Origin of the sequence: Alloalcanivorax balearicus MACL04, assembly GCF_025532145.1 — a bacterium.
Classification (GTDB): domain Bacteria; phylum Pseudomonadota; class Gammaproteobacteria; order Pseudomonadales; family Alcanivoracaceae; genus Alloalcanivorax; species Alloalcanivorax balearicus.
The window spans coordinates 54,081-72,332 of record NZ_ARXS01000017.1; the positions used below are offsets into that span (position 1 = coordinate 54,081).

Annotated in this window: 16 protein-coding genes; 10 read left to right on the plus strand and 6 right to left on the minus strand. The window is 61.7% G+C overall.

Features of this window, described 5'->3' with window-relative positions:
- Positions 1-41 precede the first annotated feature (41 nt).
- From MA04_RS14485 to MA04_RS14520, 8 genes are all read left to right on the plus strand, one after another.
- Positions 42-1,016 (plus strand): tetratricopeptide repeat protein, encoded by a 975-nt coding sequence (locus MA04_RS14485; RefSeq protein ID WP_163126613.1) that lies wholly within the window; start codon positions 42-44, stop codon positions 1,014-1,016.
- Positions 1,017-1,336: 320 nt separating this feature from the next.
- The gene (locus tag MA04_RS14490; RefSeq protein ID WP_163126612.1) at positions 1,337-2,329 is read left to right on the plus strand and encodes a GlxA family transcriptional regulator; all 993 of its coding nucleotides are present in this window, start codon (positions 1,337-1,339) and stop codon (positions 2,327-2,329) included.
- Between the two features lie 44 nt (positions 2,330-2,373).
- Positions 2,374-3,756, plus strand: a complete 1,383-nt coding sequence (locus MA04_RS14495; protein WP_262461186.1) for an alanine/glycine:cation symporter family protein — start codon at positions 2,374-2,376, stop codon at positions 3,754-3,756.
- 347 nt (positions 3,757-4,103) lie between these two features.
- Positions 4,104-4,979 carry a GAF domain-containing protein gene (locus MA04_RS14500; protein ID WP_262461188.1) on the plus strand — a complete coding sequence of 292 codons (876 nt, stop codon included), beginning with the start codon at positions 4,104-4,106 and terminating at the stop codon, positions 4,977-4,979.
- Positions 4,980-5,239: 260 nt separating this feature from the next.
- Positions 5,240-6,007 (plus strand): GGDEF domain-containing protein, encoded by a 768-nt coding sequence (locus MA04_RS14505; RefSeq protein ID WP_262461190.1) that lies wholly within the window; start codon positions 5,240-5,242, stop codon positions 6,005-6,007.
- Positions 6,008-6,194: 187 nt separating this feature from the next.
- A complete protein-coding gene (locus MA04_RS14510) occupies positions 6,195-7,364 on the plus strand; it encodes an OmpA family protein (protein WP_262461192.1) in 1,170 nt (389 codons plus the stop codon).
- A gap of 402 nt (positions 7,365-7,766) precedes the next feature.
- Positions 7,767-9,074, plus strand: a complete 1,308-nt coding sequence (locus MA04_RS14515) for an acyl-CoA dehydrogenase family protein (RefSeq protein WP_262461193.1) — start codon at positions 7,767-7,769, stop codon at positions 9,072-9,074.
- Between the two features lie 13 nt (positions 9,075-9,087).
- Complete coding sequence (locus MA04_RS14520) at positions 9,088-10,293, plus strand: acyl-CoA dehydrogenase family protein (protein ID WP_022995548.1); 1,206 nt, start codon at positions 9,088-9,090, stop codon at positions 10,291-10,293.
- A gap of 49 nt (positions 10,294-10,342) precedes the next feature.
- Here the strand turns inward: MA04_RS14520 and MA04_RS14525 are convergent, their stop codons facing one another.
- A complete protein-coding gene (locus tag MA04_RS14525; protein WP_262461195.1) occupies positions 10,343-12,355 on the minus strand; it encodes an NADPH-dependent 2,4-dienoyl-CoA reductase in 2,013 nt (670 codons plus the stop codon).
- Positions 12,356-12,443: 88 nt separating this feature from the next.
- Here MA04_RS14525 and MA04_RS14530 point away from each other — a divergent pair, with 88 nt between their 5' ends.
- Positions 12,444-13,064, plus strand: coding sequence for a TetR/AcrR family transcriptional regulator (locus MA04_RS14530; RefSeq protein ID WP_163126605.1), 621 nt, complete (start codon positions 12,444-12,446; stop codon positions 13,062-13,064).
- Here MA04_RS14530 and MA04_RS14535 read toward each other — a convergent pair.
- From MA04_RS14535 to MA04_RS14550, 4 genes are read right to left on the minus strand one after another with little or no spacing between them, the layout of a single operon-like run.
- Positions 13,051-14,373, minus strand: coding sequence for an ATP-binding protein (locus MA04_RS14535; protein WP_262461197.1), 1,323 nt, complete (start codon positions 14,371-14,373; stop codon positions 13,051-13,053). The two genes, MA04_RS14530 and MA04_RS14535, sit on opposite strands and share 14 nt — an antisense overlap.
- The gene (locus MA04_RS14540; RefSeq protein WP_163126603.1) at positions 14,370-15,038 is read right to left on the minus strand and encodes a response regulator transcription factor; all 669 of its coding nucleotides are present in this window, start codon (positions 15,036-15,038) and stop codon (positions 14,370-14,372) included. Before MA04_RS14540 ends, MA04_RS14535 begins: the two co-directional genes overlap by 4 nt.
- Positions 15,038-15,346, minus strand: coding sequence for a PepSY domain-containing protein (locus MA04_RS14545; RefSeq protein WP_163126602.1), 309 nt, complete (start codon positions 15,344-15,346; stop codon positions 15,038-15,040). Before MA04_RS14545 ends, MA04_RS14540 begins: the two co-directional genes overlap by 1 nt.
- Entirely contained in the window at positions 15,346-15,660 is a 315-nt protein-coding gene (locus MA04_RS14550; protein WP_163126601.1) for a PepSY domain-containing protein, read from the minus strand. Before MA04_RS14550 ends, MA04_RS14545 begins: the two co-directional genes overlap by 1 nt.
- 206 nt (positions 15,661-15,866) lie before the next feature.
- On the opposite strand from MA04_RS14550, the gene MA04_RS14555 reads away from it, so the two are divergent.
- Positions 15,867-16,727: an acyl-CoA thioesterase gene (locus MA04_RS14555; RefSeq protein WP_262461199.1), complete on the plus strand. Its 861-nt coding sequence runs from the start codon at positions 15,867-15,869 to the stop codon at positions 16,725-16,727.
- A gap of 69 nt (positions 16,728-16,796) precedes the next feature.
- On the opposite strand, the gene MA04_RS14560 is transcribed toward MA04_RS14555, so the two are convergent.
- Complete coding sequence (locus MA04_RS14560) at positions 16,797-18,083, minus strand: acetyl-CoA C-acetyltransferase (protein WP_163126599.1); 1,287 nt, start codon at positions 18,081-18,083, stop codon at positions 16,797-16,799.
- Positions 18,084-18,252: the final 169 nt, after the last annotated feature.

Sequence of the window (18,252 nt, forward strand, 5' to 3'; positions counted from 1 at the left end):
CCTAGCCGGCTACCATAAAAAAACCAAAAAGGCGGCTAACCATGCACACGTTCGCCCCCAAAAGCATTGCCTCCCACTGGCGTCTTATCGCCGGCTTGCTACCCTGGTTACTAGCCGGTTGCGCCAGCGCGGGTTATCAAATGCCCGATCTCTCTCTCGACAGCCTGTTCAGCAGCGACCAGGCGGCCGCCAGGGATCAGCCCGTGGCCAATATCGGCATCACCCACTGTGATCAACTGACAACCCATGAAGACGACTGGGATCGCGTCAAGGGCATCTCTCCCGTGGAGGGTGAGGATATCGATATCGCCTCCGCGATTGCCGCCTGCGAAAAAGCACTGGCCGAACACCCCGGTCACCGCCGCCTGCAGGCGGAACTGGCCCGCGCCTATGCCGAAGCCTTCCGCTATGACGAAGCCTTCAGGCTCAGTGGCCAGGCCGCCGAGGCGGGCAGTCTCTACGCGCTGATCCAGCAAGGCCATGCCTACCGGTACGGCAGAGGCACGCCAAAGGATATCGACAAGGCCGTCAACGCCTACCAAAGAGCCGCCAAAGCCGGGCACGTCGGGGCGATGAATTATCTGGGCAGCACGCTCTACCAGCGCGATGGCTGGGGCGACCGCTCCAAGGCCAAATCCTGGTACCGGAAATCCGCCGATGCCGGCGATGCCACCGGCATGGCCAACTTCGCCCAGCTCCTTCTCATTGACGGGAAACAGGAAGAGGCGTTCCCCTGGTTCCAAAGGGCCGCCCAACAAGGCAATGCGTTCGCCCTTCAGCAGATCGGTACTTACTACGCCGTGGGAGGAGAGCCGGCCATCAAAGCACCGTACACGGCACTGTCCTACTTTGAAAAAGCAGTGAAAAAGGGGCGGCCCAGTGCCAGTGTCAAGGCGGCGAAGCTCTTCATCCAGGAGGCAGGCGACACCAATTCGCACCTGAATGAGAGTGAACGGCAGGCAAAGGTCCTGTATTGGGTCAAGTACGGAATGCCGACGTTATCAACCCGCCAGTAATACGATACACCGTCAAACCATGGCGGGGTGCGATAAACAAAAAAAACCCCGGACCTGGGTCCGGGGTTTAAAGTACCGTCACAGCATGCCTGCGAAGCAGGCTCCCGAGCCTGATGACGATATACGACTTACGCGGGCAACCAGCCCGGCTGAATCAGCGCCTGTTGGCAAGGTCACCACCGGCATCTGGCAACGTCGCACCGGCAATGACCACAGGATTCAGGAGTGATCAAACTAATAATGGCACCCTTCCTCCAGGGCTGGTATTGTCGCCTATGACTTATTCATGGTGATTTGCGACAAACCTACCAAGGACAACAATGTATCAAGTCAGCGTCCTGGCCTATGACGGCGTTTTCGCCTCCGCCCTGGCAGGGGTGGTGGATCTGCTCAATCTTACCGGCGTGACCTGGAACCGCATCCACGGTCTGCCCCTGGACCGGCAATTCAAGGTCCAGGTGGTCTCCCGCGGCGGCCAGCCGGTGCGCTGCAACGCCGGTCTGCGGCTGGCGGTGGATAACGCCATCGAGCGGGTGGACAGCAGCGATCTGGTGCTGGTGCCCACCATCGGCAACGAGATCACCAGTGTGCTCAAAGCGGAACAGGACACTCTGGAATGGCTGCGTTTTCTGCATGCGGGCGGTGCCGATCTGGCCAGTAACTGCACCGGCGCCTTCCTGCTCGCCGAGGCCGGTCTGCTGGACGGCCGCCGCGCCACCACCCATTGGGGCTACAGTCCACTGTTCCGCCAACGCTATCCGCAGGTGAACCTCAACGAGCGCGAGCTGATCACCCGGGACGGCAACATCTTCTGTGCCGGCGGCGGTACCGCCTGGCGCGACCTGACCATCCTGCTGGTGGAGCGTTATTGCGGCGCCGACATGGCGCGGGAGCTGGCCAAGGCGTTCGTTATCGACGTGCGTAACGACCCGCAAAGCATCTACGCCGGTCTGCCGGCCAAGACCTATCACCGCGACGAGCAGGTGCAGCAGGTCCAGTCCTGGCTACATGAGCACTATGCCGAGCCCACCACCCTGGCCGACCTGGCCCAGCGCGTGCACCTCAGCCCCCGGCAGTTGCAGCGGCGCTTTATCGCCGCGCTCGGCGAGCCGCCCCTGCAGTATTTGCAGCGGGTGCGCATCGAGGCCTCACGCAAAATGCTGGAGCGCGGCGCCACCAATCTGGGCACCCTGGCGGAGCAGGTCGGCTATCAGGACGTGAGCAGTTTCTCCCGGCTGTTCAAACGCCACACCGGGTTGTCACCGAGCCATTACCGGCAGCGTTTCGCCCGCGTCGGCGCCCTGCGCGACTGACCTAGGCGTGCAATTCCAGGCTTCACTCCTTAAAGTGAAGCTTCATGGATGAATCAGAATCACAACTCGAACTGATACTGGGGAAGATCGTCGGCTTTGTCTGGGGCCCGCCACTGGTCACCTTGCTGGTGGGCGGCGGCCTGTTCTTCCTGTTTTACTCCCGCCTGCTGCCCTATCGCCATCTCGGCCGGGGCCTGCGCCTGCTGTTCAAACCGCCGGATCATGACGACCAGGGCTCGCTGTCCCATTTTCAGGCGCTGAGCACGGCGTTGTCCGGCACTCTGGGCATGGGCAATGTGGGCGGCGTGGCGGTGGCCATCGCCACCGGCGGTCCGGGTGCCATTTTCTGGATGTGGATGAGCGCCCTGCTCGGCATCGCCACCAAATTCTACACCTGCACCCTGGCGGTGATGTACCGGGGCAAGGACAGCGAAGGCACGCTCCAGGGCGGCCCGATGTACATCATCCGCGAGGGCATGGGGCGGCGCTGGCGCCCGCTGGCTTACTTCTTCGCCTTCGCCGGCCTGCTCGGCACCATGCCGATCTTCCAGGTCAATCAATTGGTCCAGGTGGTACGGGATGTGATCGCCACACCAGCCGGCTGGACCACTGATGACCAGCACTTTTTGTTCGACCTCGGACTCGGGGCGCTGCTGGCGATCCTGGTACTGGGGGTAGTGGCCGGCAAACTGCCGCGTCTGGCCCGGGTCACCTCCACCCTGGTGCCGGCCATGGTGCTCAGCTATCTGAGCCTCACCGGCGTGGTGCTGATCGGCAACAGCGACCAGATTCTTCCCGCACTGAAGCTGATCGTCGTCGATGCCTTCACCGGGCAGGCGATGGTCGGCGGCGCTATTGGCGCGATGATCATCACCGGGGTCCGCCGCGCCGCTTTCTCCAATGAGGCCGGCATCGGCACCGAAGCCATGGCCCATGGCGCCGCTCGCACCCGCGAACCGGTCAGCGAGGGACTGGTGGCCATGCTCGGCCCGATCATCGACACCCTGGTGGTGTGCACCTGCACCGCTTTGGTGATTCTGATCAGCGGCGCCTGGACCAGCGGCGACAATGACGGCGTCTCGCTGACCGCCGCCGCCTTCGGCAGCCTGTTCGACGAGGCCGGTTCGGTGGTCATGGCGCTGACAGTGAGTGTGCTGGCGTTCAGCACGGTGCTGACGTTCTGGTACTACGGCAGCAAATGCCTGGGATTCATGATCGGGGCCCGCCATCAGCATCATTACGTATGGTTTTACCTTTTTTTAATAGTACTCGGCGCCATTGCATCGCTGAATACGGTGATCAGTGTGGTGGACACCATGTATGCACTCATGGCGATCCCCACCATGACCGCTTCTCTGGCGCTGGCACCCAAGGTGAACCAGGCGGCGCGGCGTTATTTCCGTAAGGACGTCGGGGGAAGCGGCTAACGCCGGTGCGCATCCTCATTTCGTGGAAGTTGTGATGCCGCCCGGCGCAGGAGGCGATCGTTTTTGCCACTATCCCGTCCGGTTCCAGGGAAATACTCCCAGGAACGGCGATATTTGCGGCTCGAACGATGCCGAATGTAAAACGGGTGTTGTGGGGTAGGCGGATCCTTGGCTTCGAGAATGAACGCGACGCATTTTGGGGGGCGCGGCTTCGAGTATCCGGCCGGCGGAGGTAATACCGCCGCCACCGGGCCAGGCATTTCGTGGAGACCGAAGGTGACGGTTGTCAGGAAGCGGCTCTCACCTCACAATATACAAAAAATATCACAAACAAGCGGTGTTTAATTATGTTGTGGGGGAAAACACACTCATTTCATCGGTTTGTCGATACTCAGCTACGGGATCTGCGCGAACGCTACGGCCTGTCCCTGTGGATGCTGATTCGTAAAACCGGCGACGACTGGCGCCTGCTGCGCAGCAACGGCAGCGGCTATGCCTTGACCACTGGCGAGCACTTCAGATGGCCGGAAGCCCGTGGCCGAACCGGTCCTTCAATCCACACCAACGCCGGCGTGCTGCTGGACGCCGAAGCCCATTCACCGCCCTACCCGGTGAACCGGCCGATGAAAGTCGGAGCCTGTCTGCGCCTGCCGCTGTACGGCGACGGGGATCGTCTGCTCGCCGTGCTTTGCGCGCTGGATCCGGAGCCGCAGCCCCATCTGACCGAGCAATTGCTTCCTTCTTTGCAACGTCAGGCGTTCCTGCTGGAAACCGCCCTGTCGTGGAACCTCTCGCTGCTCAACCAGCAAAGGGTCAGTGATTTTCTCGAAGATGACGGCCGTGATCCGGATACCGGCATCCTTGATGTCACCGGCTGGTCGCGGATTCTGGAAAAAGAACGCCAGCGCTGCCGCAACTACGGTCTCGGCGCTACTATTCTGCGTTTGCACGGCACCGGCCTGGAACGGTGCGACCGTCGTCAGCGGCTGGCGGACTCTCTCGCCGCCCTGGTGCGCGAACAGGACATGGTGGCCTATCTCGGCCATGGCCAGTTCGCGATACTGCTCGCCGAAACCTCGATAATGCAAAGCCTGCGCATGCGCGCGCGTATCCTCGATGCCCTCGCCGCCAAGGATCTGCCGGTGGTGTGCGAGCCGGAGAGTCTGATCCTCAATTCCGGTGCCCTCCAGCCCGAGGTGCTGTTGCACAGCGCGGTCCATTAGGGAGCCTTTGGAAAACGTCATGCCGGACTACCAAATAACGTCATGCCGGACTTGATCCGGCATCTCTCTCTACGAAGTGGTGCGCCCTGCTGAGGGAGCTCCCGGGTCACGCCCGGGATGACGGGCGTTTTCCAGAACCGCCTTAGTTACCTCCAGGCACCACCGCGAAGCGCCCTTCCCGCCAGGGAACTTGCACCCATCCCCACCTGACCGGATACTCTCAACTTCTAAGAAATAATCGTATTTTTTGGGGGGAAACCATGGCGTCGGCTCATAGTGCTCATTCGGATTCGCCGACACCAGTCGGGGCCGGGGACCGCTTCTATGCCTTGCGCATGACCGCTCTGATCACCTTTTGCGGTCTGCTGCTGTCCTCTCTGATCACCAGCATTGGTGTCTTGCTTACCGGTGAACGGGACTGGTTGTCCGCAATCTGTCTGGCCCTGTTGATCCCCCTGCTGCTGCTGCCCCCTCTGGGCTATCCGTTGTTGTTGCGCCTGTCCTCCCTGCGCCGGGAAAATCGCGCTCTGCAGCAACAGGTTCGCGAAGATCATCTCACCGGTTTGTTCAATCGTCCGCACTTGCTGGGCATGCTGGAACGTGAGCTTTCCCTGAGCCAGCGCCACGATTACGTGGTGTCCGTTTTACTATTGGATGTCGCCGATTTCACCGATCTGGCCGACCGTCACGGCCGCCGCGCCGCTGATCGTCTACTGCGGGTGTTCGCCGACCGCATCCGGGACAAGATTCGCGAAAGCGACCTGTTCGGACGCATCGACGGCGCCCAGTTCCTTCTGGTACTGCCTCATACCAGCCAGCTCGACGCCCTCCATATGGCGGAGGGCCTGCGCGCGCTGGTCACCAGCATGCAGGTGCCGGGGATAGAGGACAGCCTCCAGTTTGAAGTTCGTCTGGGGGTGGCCAGTACGGAGAACACCGGCCCCAATCTGAACGCTCTACTGAATGAGGCCGACTACACGCTCTATCAAAGCCGGAATGATCTCCGTCACCGTGCCGACCAAAACTAATCCTAATTACCTATGAATAACACAACCTTCTAGTACCAATCATTAACAAACTGACGTCTTTCATGTCGCGGTATGACATGTGTTTGTAAATTTTCTTATTAATAAGCGCCGCCCCATTTACTCCTAAAATATGCATGACAAACTGTTCCAGTGTTTGTTCTGCCTACACGATAAAAAGGAAGGAGTTATGGACGCTAAACATTTTCTTGCCTCCAGCATTGCACTGGCATCGGTATCCGTTGCGAGTGTCGCTACGGCCGCGGATATCCCCGACCGGTATTTCTACCTCGGTGGTCACGTCAGCCAAAGCTGGATGGATATTGGCGATCACTACGAAGAAGACAACTACATCAGCGACACCCAACCGGGAATGGGTAACGACACCGTGACCCTGCCGGGTGCCCAACTGGGTTACCGTTTCAACCGTGACTGGTCCATCCAGGCATGGTGGGAGCGTAACAACTACGAGCACGTGGACCTGCGTAACAACTTCGTCAGCCTGCGCAAGCACTTTCGTGGTGATGCTTCCCCGTTCGAAACCTATGTCGGTTTGAACGCCGGTGAAACCCGTACTGAGTTCAACAGCGAAAGCGACGACGATTTCAAGGAAACCGTTGGTGGTGTTGAATTCGGTGTGCAAACCGCTCTGGCCCGCAACTTCCTGCTGGACGTAGGCGCTCGCCCGACCTACAGCTTCCGCAGCGAGCGTTGGGACGGTCAGATCTACGCCGGCCTGAACCTGCTGATCGGCGCTTCCAGCGCTGCCAAGCCGGCTCCGGTAACCGACGTGGCCACCGACAGCGACGGCGATGGTGTTCCGGATGATCGTGATCAATGCCCGAACACTCCGGCCGGTGCGGTAGTCGATGCCCGCGGTTGTGAGCTGGACGACGACGGTGACGGCGTGCCGAACAGCGCTGACCAGTGCCCGAACACCCCGGCAGGCGCGAAAGTCGACGAGGTGGGCTGCCAGCTCTACCTGACCGAAGACATTAAAGAAACCCTGTACGTGGAATTCGAGTTCGACAAGGCCGTTGTTCGTCAAACCTCCTACCCCGAGCTGGAAGGCCTGGCTACCCGCATGCGCGAGTACCCGTCCGCAAACCTGGTTCTGGAAGGTCACACCGACAGCGTAGGCGCTGAAGCTTATAATCAGAAACTGTCCGAGCAGCGTGCCAACGCCGTGAAAGACGTGCTGGTTAACCACTTCAACGTGGACAGCAGCCGCATCTCCGCTGAAGGTTACGGCGAAGCCAAGCCGATTGCTGACAACAGCACTCGCGATGGCCGCGCTCAGAACCGTCGCGTGGAAGCAATCATGAAAGCGACCGTGAAAGAAGCTCAGTTCCAGGACTAATCGGAACCGCTTCAAACAGAGAGTCCTCGACTCTTGGAAAAAGCCCGGCCTTCGCGCCGGGCTTTTTTATGGCGGAATAACGGGAATGGAGGGCTCGGGTCTGTGCGGACAACCGCTGGCACGGAAAGGGCTACGAAGCCGCTGTGGGAGCTTGCCTGCAAGCGAATGGGCTTCCGGGCACCAAGATTCGCTTGCAGGCAAGCTCCCACAGCGACGTTGTCCACGATGGAGGGGAATGCCGTTTCTCTCTGCCCCCTGCCCGGCAGCCCCGAATCCGTCAGCGTCAAGACTGCTCGGTCACTGTCGCGGCTGCGCTGCCGCCGCCCCTGGTCGAGGCAGTCAATCCCTGAGAGGCCGCCTGCCTCATAATCAGATCATTCGATAACGACCACGGGGATTCTCATGGCCAAAGATGCTATTGGCTACGCACTCACTGCCCTTAACCGTCTGGCGTCCTCCGAGCTGCTGGACCGGCTGGGTATGCGCCATACCGCCGAGCGGCTGGCCTATCGCCTGACCAAGGGCGGTTTCCAGGTACTCACCACTTCCGCCCGCGCCTTCAAGTCGGCCCGTAAAGTGGACCGGCCCGAGCGCCTCAACGCGCCGGGCACCACCACCGACCTGTTCGATCTCAATATCACCGAAGAACAGCAGATGATCCGCGATAGCGTGCGAGCTTTCGCCGGCGAGGTACTGAGGGAACAGGCCGAACGGGCTGATCATGGCCAGGGTATCGCCGAGGAGGTGCTGGGTCAGGCGCGGGAACTGGGTCTGAATTTCTTCGCCGTCCCCGAAGCGCTCGGTGGCGCCGCCAATGAGAGCACCACCATCACCAGCATGCTGGTGGCCGAGGATCTGGGCTGGGGGGACATGGGCCAGGCAGTAGCGATTCTGGCGCCCATGGGCGTCGCCAACGCCCTGACTCGCTGGGGCACGGCCACACAGCAGGACAGGTATCTTGGCAGTTTCGCCGAGGAACAGGCGCCGTTGGCCACCATCGCGGTAACGGAGCCGCGTCCGCTGTTCGATCCCATGGTGCTGAACACCCACGCCACCCGCGATGGTGACGACTGGGTCATCAACGGTGAGAAGTCCCTGGTTCCGCTGGCCGCGGAAGCCGAGCTGTTTCTGGTGGCGGCCGCCACCGAGGAAGGGCCAGCGGTGTTCATCGTCGAAGGTGGCACCGAGGGACTGACCGTGGGAGAGGATCCCGCCATGGGGATTCGCGCCAGCGCCCAGCGGCCGCTGCACCTCAATGAAGTGAGGGTCCCGGAACAGAACCGCCTGGGCGACGAGGAGTTTGATTATCGCGCCTTCGTCGACCTCGGCACTCTGGCCTGGTGCGCTCTGGCCATCGGCACCGCCCAGGCGGTACTGGATTATGTGGTCCCTTACTGTAATGAGCGTACCGCTTTTGGTGAGCCGATCAGCCACCGTCAGGCGGTGGCCTTTATGATCGCCGACATGGCCATCGAACTGGACGCCATGCGCATGCTCACCTACCGCGCGGCGTGCCGCGCCGAGCAAGGCAAATCGTTCCGCCGCGAGGCCCATCTGGCCCGAACTCTGGTCAAGGACAAAGCCATGAAGATCGGCACCGATGGCGTTCAGCTTCTCGGCGGCCACGGCTTTACCAAGGAGTATCCGGTGGAACGCTGGTACCGTGATTTGCGTGCCGTTGGCGTCGCCTTTGGCGGTCTGCACCTGTAAGGAGGAACCGCACATGAATATCGAGATTCCGAAGAAGTTCAAACCGCTGATCAATAACGCCTACCAGGTGGCGCGCAGTACCCTCCGCCCGATTTCCCGCAAGTATGACCGCGGCGAACACGAGTACCCCAAGGAGCTGGACATGTTGGCCGCCGTGCTGGACGGCTTCAACGAAGGCGATCCGGCCAACTCCGCCGGGGCCGCCACCACCGGCAGCGGCAAGGTGGAGGACAGCGGCAGTGTGAAAAACGGCGCCAACATGGGCGTTTGTCTGGGCGCCATGGAAATGTGCTATGGCGATACCGGCTTTCTGCTGGCCATGCCCCGCCAGGGGCTGGGCAATGCCGCCATCGCCGCCGTCGCCAATGACGAACAGCTGGAGCGTTTCAAGGGCAAATGGGCCGCCATGGCGATCACCGAGCCGGGCTGCGGTTCCGATTCCGCCGCCATTCGCACCACCGCGAAAAAGGATGGCGATCACTACGTTCTCAATGGCGAGAAAATTTTCGTCACTTCCGGCCAGCGCGCCGACTGCGTGGTGGTTTGGGCGACCCTGGATCCACAGTTGGGCCGCGCCGCCATCAAGTCCTTCGTGGTGGATTGGGGCACACCGGGCATGGAACTGGCCCGCCTGGAGAAAAAGCTCGGCATCCGCGCCTCCGACACCGCCGCCATCAACTTCGTCGATTGCCGGGTACCGGCGGAGAATCTGCTGGGCAGCCCGGAGATCGATACCAAAAAGGGCTTCGCCGGGGTGATGGAGACCTTCGACAACACCCGCCCGCTGGTGGCCGCCATGGCCATCGGTTGCGCCAAAGCCTCACTGGAACGTATCAAGGAACTGCTCGAAAAACAGATGAGCTACGATTACGGCAAACCGGTGGACAACTGCTCCGCCGTGGAAGCTGAAATCTACAAAATGGAAGCGGACTGGGAAGCGGCTTATTGGCTGGCGGTGAAGGCCGCCTGGATGGCGGACAACAAGAAAGCCAATACGCTGGAAGCTTCGATCAGCAAAGCCAAGGCCGGCCGGGTCGGTAACTATATCACCCTGCGCTGCGTGGAACTGGCCGGCAGCCTCGGCTACACCGAGGACGAACTGCTGGAAAAATGGGCCCGCGATTCAAAGATTCTCGACATCTTCGAAGGCACCCAGCAAATCCAGCAGCTGGTGATTGCCCGTCGGGTGCTGGGGTTGAGTTCGAAAGAACTGAAATAAAGCCGCGCGGTCCTTTTCTTTATCAAGGAAGAGGACCGCGATTGTCGTTTTATAGCGACGCGGCTAGCTCGGCACCCTGGCGAATGGCCCGCTTGGCATCCAGTTCCGCCGCCAGTTGCGCGCCACCGATCAGGTGAAGATTCTCCTCACCTTCCCGATACAGTTCCTTAAGCGGCTCCTGACCGGCGCAAAGCACCACGTGATCCACATCCAGTAACCGGACTTCGCCGTTCACCGTCAGATGCAACCCCCGGTCATCCACTTTTTGGTAATCACAGCCGGGCAGCATTTCCACCTGGCGCTGTTTCAAGGTAGCCCGGTGCACCCAGCCCGAGGTCTTGTTCAGACCCTTGCCCACGGAGCTATCCTTGCGCTGCAACAGATACAGGCGCCGTTGTGGTTTCGGAGGTTCCGCTTCCACCAGACCACCGGGCGCGTCGGAAGTAAAATCCACACCCCACTCTTCCATCCATTCCGGTAACGGTTGATGGCCTTCACGGGGGGCTTCGGCGAGGAATTCCGCCACATCAAAGCCAATGCCGCCGGCACCAATAATGGCGACTTTCTCTCCTACCTCGACCTTGCCCTGCAGGACGTCCACGTAGGACACCACCTTGGCATGATCGACACCCGGGATTGACGGCGTGCGTGGCACCACGCCGGTGGCCACCACGATCTCCTCGAAACCCTGCTGCCGCAGTTCCTCCGTGGTGACCCGCTGGCCCAGGCGCAGCTCGACACCGGTCACCTGCAGGCGCCGCTGGAAGTAGCGCAGGGTATGGTGAAACTCTTCCTTGCCCGGGATACGCTTGGCCATATTGAACTGGCCGCCAATGGCCTCCGCCTGATCGAACAGCGTGACCCGGTGCCCCCGTTCCGCCGCCACCGTGGCGCAGGCCAGCCCCGCCGGGCCGGCCCCCACCACCGCGACCCGTTTCGGCTTGGCGGTCTTCAGGTAGACCAGTTCGGTCTCGTGGCAGGCGCGCGGGTTGACCAGACAGGACGCCCGCTTCAGCTCAAAGGTGTGGTCCAGACAGGCCTGGTTGCAGGCGATGCAGGTGTTGATCTCATCCACCCGTCCCTGTTCGGTCTTGCGCACGAACTCCGGATCCGCCAGCATCGGCCGCGCCATGGAGACCGCATCGGCCCAGCCGTTAGCCAGAATATTCTCGGCCACATCCGGGTCATTGATACGGTTTGACGCCACCACCGGGATCGATACCTGATCCTTGATCTGTTTGGTGATCTCAGCGAAGGCGGCCCGCGGCACCGATGTCACGATGGTCGGCACCCGTGCTTCGTGCCAGCCGATACCCGTGTTGATCAACGATGCACCAGCGCCTTCCACTTCCCGCGCCAATGCCAGCACTTCTTCCCGGGTGCAGCCGTCCGGCACCAGGTCAATGGCGGAGAGCCGGTACATGACGATGAAGTCGTCGCCGCACCGGCGACGGGTCTCGGCCACGATTTCCACCGGGAAGCGGCGGCGGTTTTCCGCCGAGCCGCCGTATTGGTCGGTGCGCTTGTTGGTGCGCGGCGCGGTGAACTGGTTAATCAGATAGCCTTCCGACCCCATGATCTCGACACCGTCGTAACCGGCCTGTTTGGCCAGCTCCGCGGTACGGGCGAAATCCTGCACGGTCCGGCGCACTTCACGGGTGGACAGGGCCTTGGGTTTGAACGGGTTGATCGGGCTTTTGATCGCCGAGGCGGAACCGGAGAACGGATGGTAGCTGTAGCGGCCGGCGTGCAGTACCTGCAGCACGATCTTGCCGCCCTCGCGATGCACCGCGTCGGTGACCAGACGATGATTACGCACATCCAGGCGGCTGTTGAAGGTACCCGCCAACGGATAGAACCAGCCGCGCCGGTTGGGGTTGAAGCCGCCGGTGACGATCAGGCCGACACCGCCGCGGGCGCGCTCGGCGAAATACGCCGCCAGTTTCGGAAATTGCCAGAAACGGTCCTCGAGTCCGGTGTGCATGGACCCCATGATGACCCGGTTTTTCAGCTGTGTGTGCCCCAGGTCCAGGGGCGAAAGCAGTCGCGAGTAATCGCTCATCAGTGCTCTCCAAATTGGCGGCGGCTTGATCTGGACGCCGTCAAGTTAGGATACTGTCTTGACACTGTCAAGATACCCGGGAGTCCCGATGAGCCAAACCGCCCGCTACCACCACGGCGACCTGCATGCCACGCTGCTGCGCGAAGCAGCCGTGCTACTACGTGAACAGGGCGTAGAGGGGCTGTCACTCAGGCGTCTGGCGGAGCGGGCCGGGGTTTCACGCACCGCGCCCTATCATCATTTCGCGGATAAGAACGCGCTGCTGTGCGCGCTGGCGGAACAGGGCTTCCGCAAGCTGGAAACGCTGATGGAGGAAGGGGATCTGGAGTCGGAACCGGCCCGGGGGCTGCGCCGCTTCGTCCACGCTTATTTGCGCTTCGCCAGCCAGGACCCGGAGCAGTATGAATTGATGTTCGGTCGCACTCTGTGGAAAACCGGACAACCCACCGAATCGTTGACCCGGGTGGCTCACGGCTGCTTCCGCCGCTATATCGATCTGATGTACCGGCCGCCGCTGGCCACCCGCCTGCCGCCGGGCGTGGACCCGCTGCGGCTGGCCCAGGCCAGTTGGGCCACCCTGCACGGTCTGAGCCGGCTGCTGCTGGACGGCATCTACCTGGACCAGGATGACATGGAGGCGGTCAGCGATCAGGCGGTGGATTTGATGATCGCCGGCCTGCGCCTCGGCGAAGACGTCACCGACGGGTAAGCGGCCAGCACACTCGCGCCATCAGACCGCCAAGCGCCTCGCTGTGCCCCAGCGTCAATTCACCGCCGTAGGCCTCGGCGGTGTCACTGACAATGGCCAGCCCGAGGCCGTGGCCGGCCACGCGCTGATCGAGGCGCTCGCCTCTGCGGATCACCTGGTCGCGGCGCGCCGGTTCGATGCCAGGGCCGTCATCCTCCACACTCAGCCACAACGCCTCGGGCTCCCGCCACAGACGCACCGATACCCGGCCGCCGGCCCACTTGCAGGCGTTATCCATCAGATTGCCCAGCACTTCCAGCATGTCATCCCGCTCCACCGGCTGCGGCGGCAGCTCGGTGCCGATCAGTTCGATGCGGCAGCGATTCCCGTAAACCTGGATCATGGTGTCCCGTAGCGCCACCAGGTCCTGGTCCGGGTGAAACAGGGTCCCCGGGGTGGCGCCGGCGGCCACTCTCGCCCGATTCAACGCCCGGCGCACGGTGTCCTCCACCTGGGCCAGTTGCTCATCCAGCAAACGGTACAGATCCGGATGATCACGTTGCAGGTTTTCATCGCAGCGGTTGCGCAGCACCGCCAAAGGCGTTTTCAAGGCGTGTCCGAGGTCGCCAATGGCGTGACGGGAACGACGCAACTGCTGGTCGGTGTGCCCCAACAACCGGTTCACTTCCTGCACCAGCGGCCGCAATTCCGTGGGCACGTCGCAATCCAGCTCGGTGCGCTCACCGTCACGCAGTTGCTCAATCTGGCGGCGAGCCTCGTTGAGCGGTCGCAGACCGCGACGGATCAACCAAAGCTGCGCCGCCGCCAGGCCGGACAGGATCAATACCCATACCAGCAGGCTCACGGAGCGGGTATTGCGGAAATTCTCCAACTGCGGGGTGTAATCCTGGGCCACCACGATAGCCAGTTTGCGACCATAAATTTCGTAGTCACCACGATAACGCAGCAACTGCTGGCCATCCGGCCCCGGCACCAGTTCATTGTCGAGGCCACGGCTTTCGGTGTCCGCCATCCGCTGATCCCAGAGGGACCGGGAACGCCAGATGTGGTCATCAAAGGACACCATGAAATAGCGGCCGGAAAACGGCTGGCGATAGGCCGGATCCAGCATCGGCTGCTCCAGTTGCAGCCCGGACGGCCCTTGGGAAATCGCGGCCAGCACACTGACCGCTTCATCGCGCAGGTTGGCGGTCATCACTTGCCGTTGGCGTTGGTCCAGCCACCACAGCGCGCCCTGCCCGACCAGAATGCCGGCCAGTAACAGGCTGGCGAACAAACTGACGCCAAGGCGGCCGGCAATGGAGGTCACCGGGGCAATCCGGTGAAGACGTAGCCTTGCCCGCGCCGGGTCTGGATCACCGGAGCCCCGAGCTTGCGCCGTACGCGATTGATATGGACTTCCAGCACGTTGCTGTCCCGCTCGCTCTCACCGTCATAAAGATGATCGGCCAATTGCATCCGCGACAGCAGTTTGCCGGCGTTCAGCATGAAATAACGCAGCAACCGGAATTCCGCGCCGGTCAGCGCTATTTCGTTGCCTTCCAGCCAGGCGCTTTGCCGCTCCTCGTCCAGTTCCACGCCGCCCACGTTCAGGCAGGCCTGGTTGGCGCTGCCATGGCTACGGCGCAGCACCGCCTGCACTCGCAACAGCAACTCCTCGGGATGGAACGGCTTGGTCAGATAATCATCGGCGCCGGCGCGCAGACCATCCACCCGCTCCGCCCAGCTGTCCCGGGCGGTGAGGATCAGCACCGGCACCGTGACGCCTTCCCCGCGCCATTGTTTCAACACGTCCAGGCCACCCAGGCCGGGCAGCCCCAGATCCAGAATCACCAGGTCATAAGGGTCATCATGTACGCGCACCAGAGCGTCACGGCCATCCGCCAGCCAGTCCACCGCGTAACCGTGATCACGCAACAACGGATTGAGCTGGTCGGCCAGGGCCACGTTGTCTTCCACCAATAGCAGGCGCATCAGTCGTCCACGTCGTCCTTGAGAATGTTGCCGGTACGGGCGTCGAGCTCCAGTTCCCGCACCACACCATCCGGGGTCAGCAACTCGATCTCGTAAATCAGATGACCGTCCTCGCGCTCCAGTTCCGCCTCCAGCAATTGTCCGCCGGGGTACTGGCGCAGCGCTTCCGTCAGAATCTGTTCAAACGGCCGGATGCGGCCCTCTTGCCGCAGGCGCAAGGCTTCATCGTGCCCCACGTCCAGCGCCGGCACCGAACCGCTCAAGACCAACAGGGCGGCGGTTGCCGCCCTGCGGAGGGGTAAAGACATTAGTCGTCCCGTTCGTTACGAATCACTTCACCGTTAGCGGCGTTCAGTTCAACGTCCCACTGTACGTTGTCCTGGTCCCGCAGCTCCACTTTGTAGACATAACCGCCAAACTCCTTCTCCAACTCGGTTTCCTCGATCTTGGCGTTGGGATGTTGGGCCTGGGCGGCTTTGTTCAGTTCCTCGAAGGACTTCACTTTGCCTTCCTGAACCAGTTTCATTGCCTGGTCGGGACCCACATCGTCGGCGTAGGCGCCGGCGGTCAGGGTGGCGGTACCGAGAAACAGGGCGGTCAGAATCGCTTTCTTGGCTTGCATGGGGGTATCTCCTTTGAGTCACTTCCGTTGGGGTACGGGAATCACTTTATTCGTCACCGCTTAACCTTCCCTGAATGGAATCTTAACTCATTGTTAAGATCGTCAACCCCCTTTACCCTCTTGCAAAATCCGCCACATCCGGTCACTTTGAGCCTTTTCCGGCGGCCACGCCGCTGTCCAGACCGTCAAAGAACAAGAGCGATTCCATGCATACCGATCTTTCCGATTTGCTGCAACTGCTTGACCTCACCGAACTGGAACCCGATCTCTATCAAGGCGAAGGCCGCAATATCGTCGGTCCCCGCATCTTCGGTGGCCAGGTGCTCGGCCAGGCGCTGCGCGCGGCCTGCCAAAGCGTACCCGGCCGCACCGCTCATTCCTTGCAGAGCTATTTTCTACGCCCCGGAGACGCGCGGGATGCGATTATCTACCGGGTGGAACGGGTGCGCGACGGCCAGACCTTCTCCACCCGCCGGGTGGTCGCGGAACAACGCGGCCGGCCGATCTTCGACCTGTCGGCGTCCTTCACCCTGCCTGCGGAAGGCCCTTCACACCAATGCGACGCGCCGGTCCCCGAGGGCCCGGACGGTCTGCTCACCGAACAGGAACTGAACCGGCGCTATCTGGAGCATGAGGATATCTCGGAGAATTTCCGCAACGCCATGCTGAGAAGAAAGCCGCTGGAGATGCGGCCGGTGGTGAAACGCCATCCTTTGCGCCCGGAACCAGCGCCGCCATTGCGCCAGGTGTGGATGCGCGCGCCGGAAACACTGCCGGAGGATCCGGTGCTGCACCAGTGCATTCTCGCCTACGTCAGTGATCACAGTCTGATGGGCACGGCAATGCTGCCCCATGGCCTGAGCTTCCTCACCCGTGACCATCAGATGGCGAGCCTGGACCATGCTCTGTGGTTCCATCGTCCGGTGAATATCAATGACTGGCTGTTCTACCAGAGCGACAGCCCCATCGCCACCGATGGCCGCGGCTTCAATCGCGGTCAGATTTTCAATCAGCGGGGGGAACTGGTGGCCTCGGTGGCCCAGGAAGGGTTGATGCGGAAGATGTGACGCGCCTGTCGCGGTCCTTTCCTGTTATGGATAGGCTCCTTATGGAGAGGACCGCGACGTCTTTCCTTATTACTTCTCGACGATCGCCACCACGCCCTGCCCACCGGCGGCGCAAATGGAGATCAGGCAACGGCCGGAGCCTTTCTGGTTCAGCAGCTTGGCGGCGTTGGCCAGAATCCGCCCGCCAGTGGCGGCGAACGGGTGGCCGGCGGCCAGTGAAGAGCCCTTCACGTTGAGTTTGTTACGGTCGATGCTGCCCAGCGGCTTGTCCAACCCGAGCCGCTCCTTGCAGAAGGTTTCGTCTTCCCAGGCTTTCAGAGTGCTCAGCACCTGGGAGGCAAAAGCCTCGTGGATTTCATAGAAATCGAAATCCTGCAGGGTCAGACCGGCGCGGGCCAACATGCGCGGTACCGCGTAAGCCGGCGCCAGTAGCAGCCCTTCTTTCTTGCCGACAAAATCCACCGCCGCCACTTCGCAGTGGGTGATGTACGCCTGCACCGGCAGACCGCGCTCCTCGGCCCACTGTTCGGAAGCCAGCAGCACCGCGGACGCTCCGTCGGTCAAGGGCGTGGAGTTGGCGGCGGTCATGGTGCCTTCCGGCCCGCCGAACACCGGCTTCAAGGTCGCCAGTTTTTCCAGGGTGGAATCGCCACGCATGTTATTGTCACGCTCCAGGCCCTTGAACGGCGTGATCAGGTCTTCCTGCCAACCTTCCTCATAGGATTTGGCCAGATTCTGGTGGGAGCGCCAAGCCAGCTCATCCTGATCCTCACGGCTGATGCCCCATTCGGCAGCGGTGATCGCCTGATGCTCGCCCATGGACAGGCCGGTACGCGGCTCGGCGTTCCGGGGAATGTCCGGCACGATCATTTTCGGGTTGAGCAGTTTCAGTGCCGCTTTGATTTTCTCGCCATTGGTCTTCGCCTTGTTGATGTTCATGAACACCTTGCGGGCGTCCTCGTTCACACCCAGCGGTGCGTCGGAGGTGGTGTCCACGCCACCGGCGATAGCGCTGTCGATTTGCCCCAGCGCAATCTTGTTGGCCGCCAGAATGGCGGCTTCCAGGCCGGTGCCACAGGCCTGCTGCAAGTCATAGGCCGGGGTTTCCGGCGCCAGACGGGACCCCAGCACGGACTCGCGCACCAGATTGAAATCCCGGGAGTGCTTCATCACCGCACCGGCGGCCACTTCGCCAACCCGCTCGCCCTGCAGCTTGAAGCGATCGACCAGGCCGTTGAGGGCGGCGGTGAGCATGTCCTGGTTGCTTGCGCCGAAATACACCGTATTGGAACGGGCAAAGGGAATCCGGTTGCCCCCCACCACGGCCACCTTGCGAACCGCGTCGCCTGCCAGCATAGTCAAATCCTCCACAATGGCGTTTCCGCCAAGATTAACAGATGAGCGCAGTCTATCGTTCCGTTGACGCGCCTCATTGGCTACGGCGCCCCTGGCGTTTCCCAGGCGGGTCAATCCGCGTGTCACGGACGGGTGATTCAATACGCAGCCAACAGTGACCCGCAAGCGT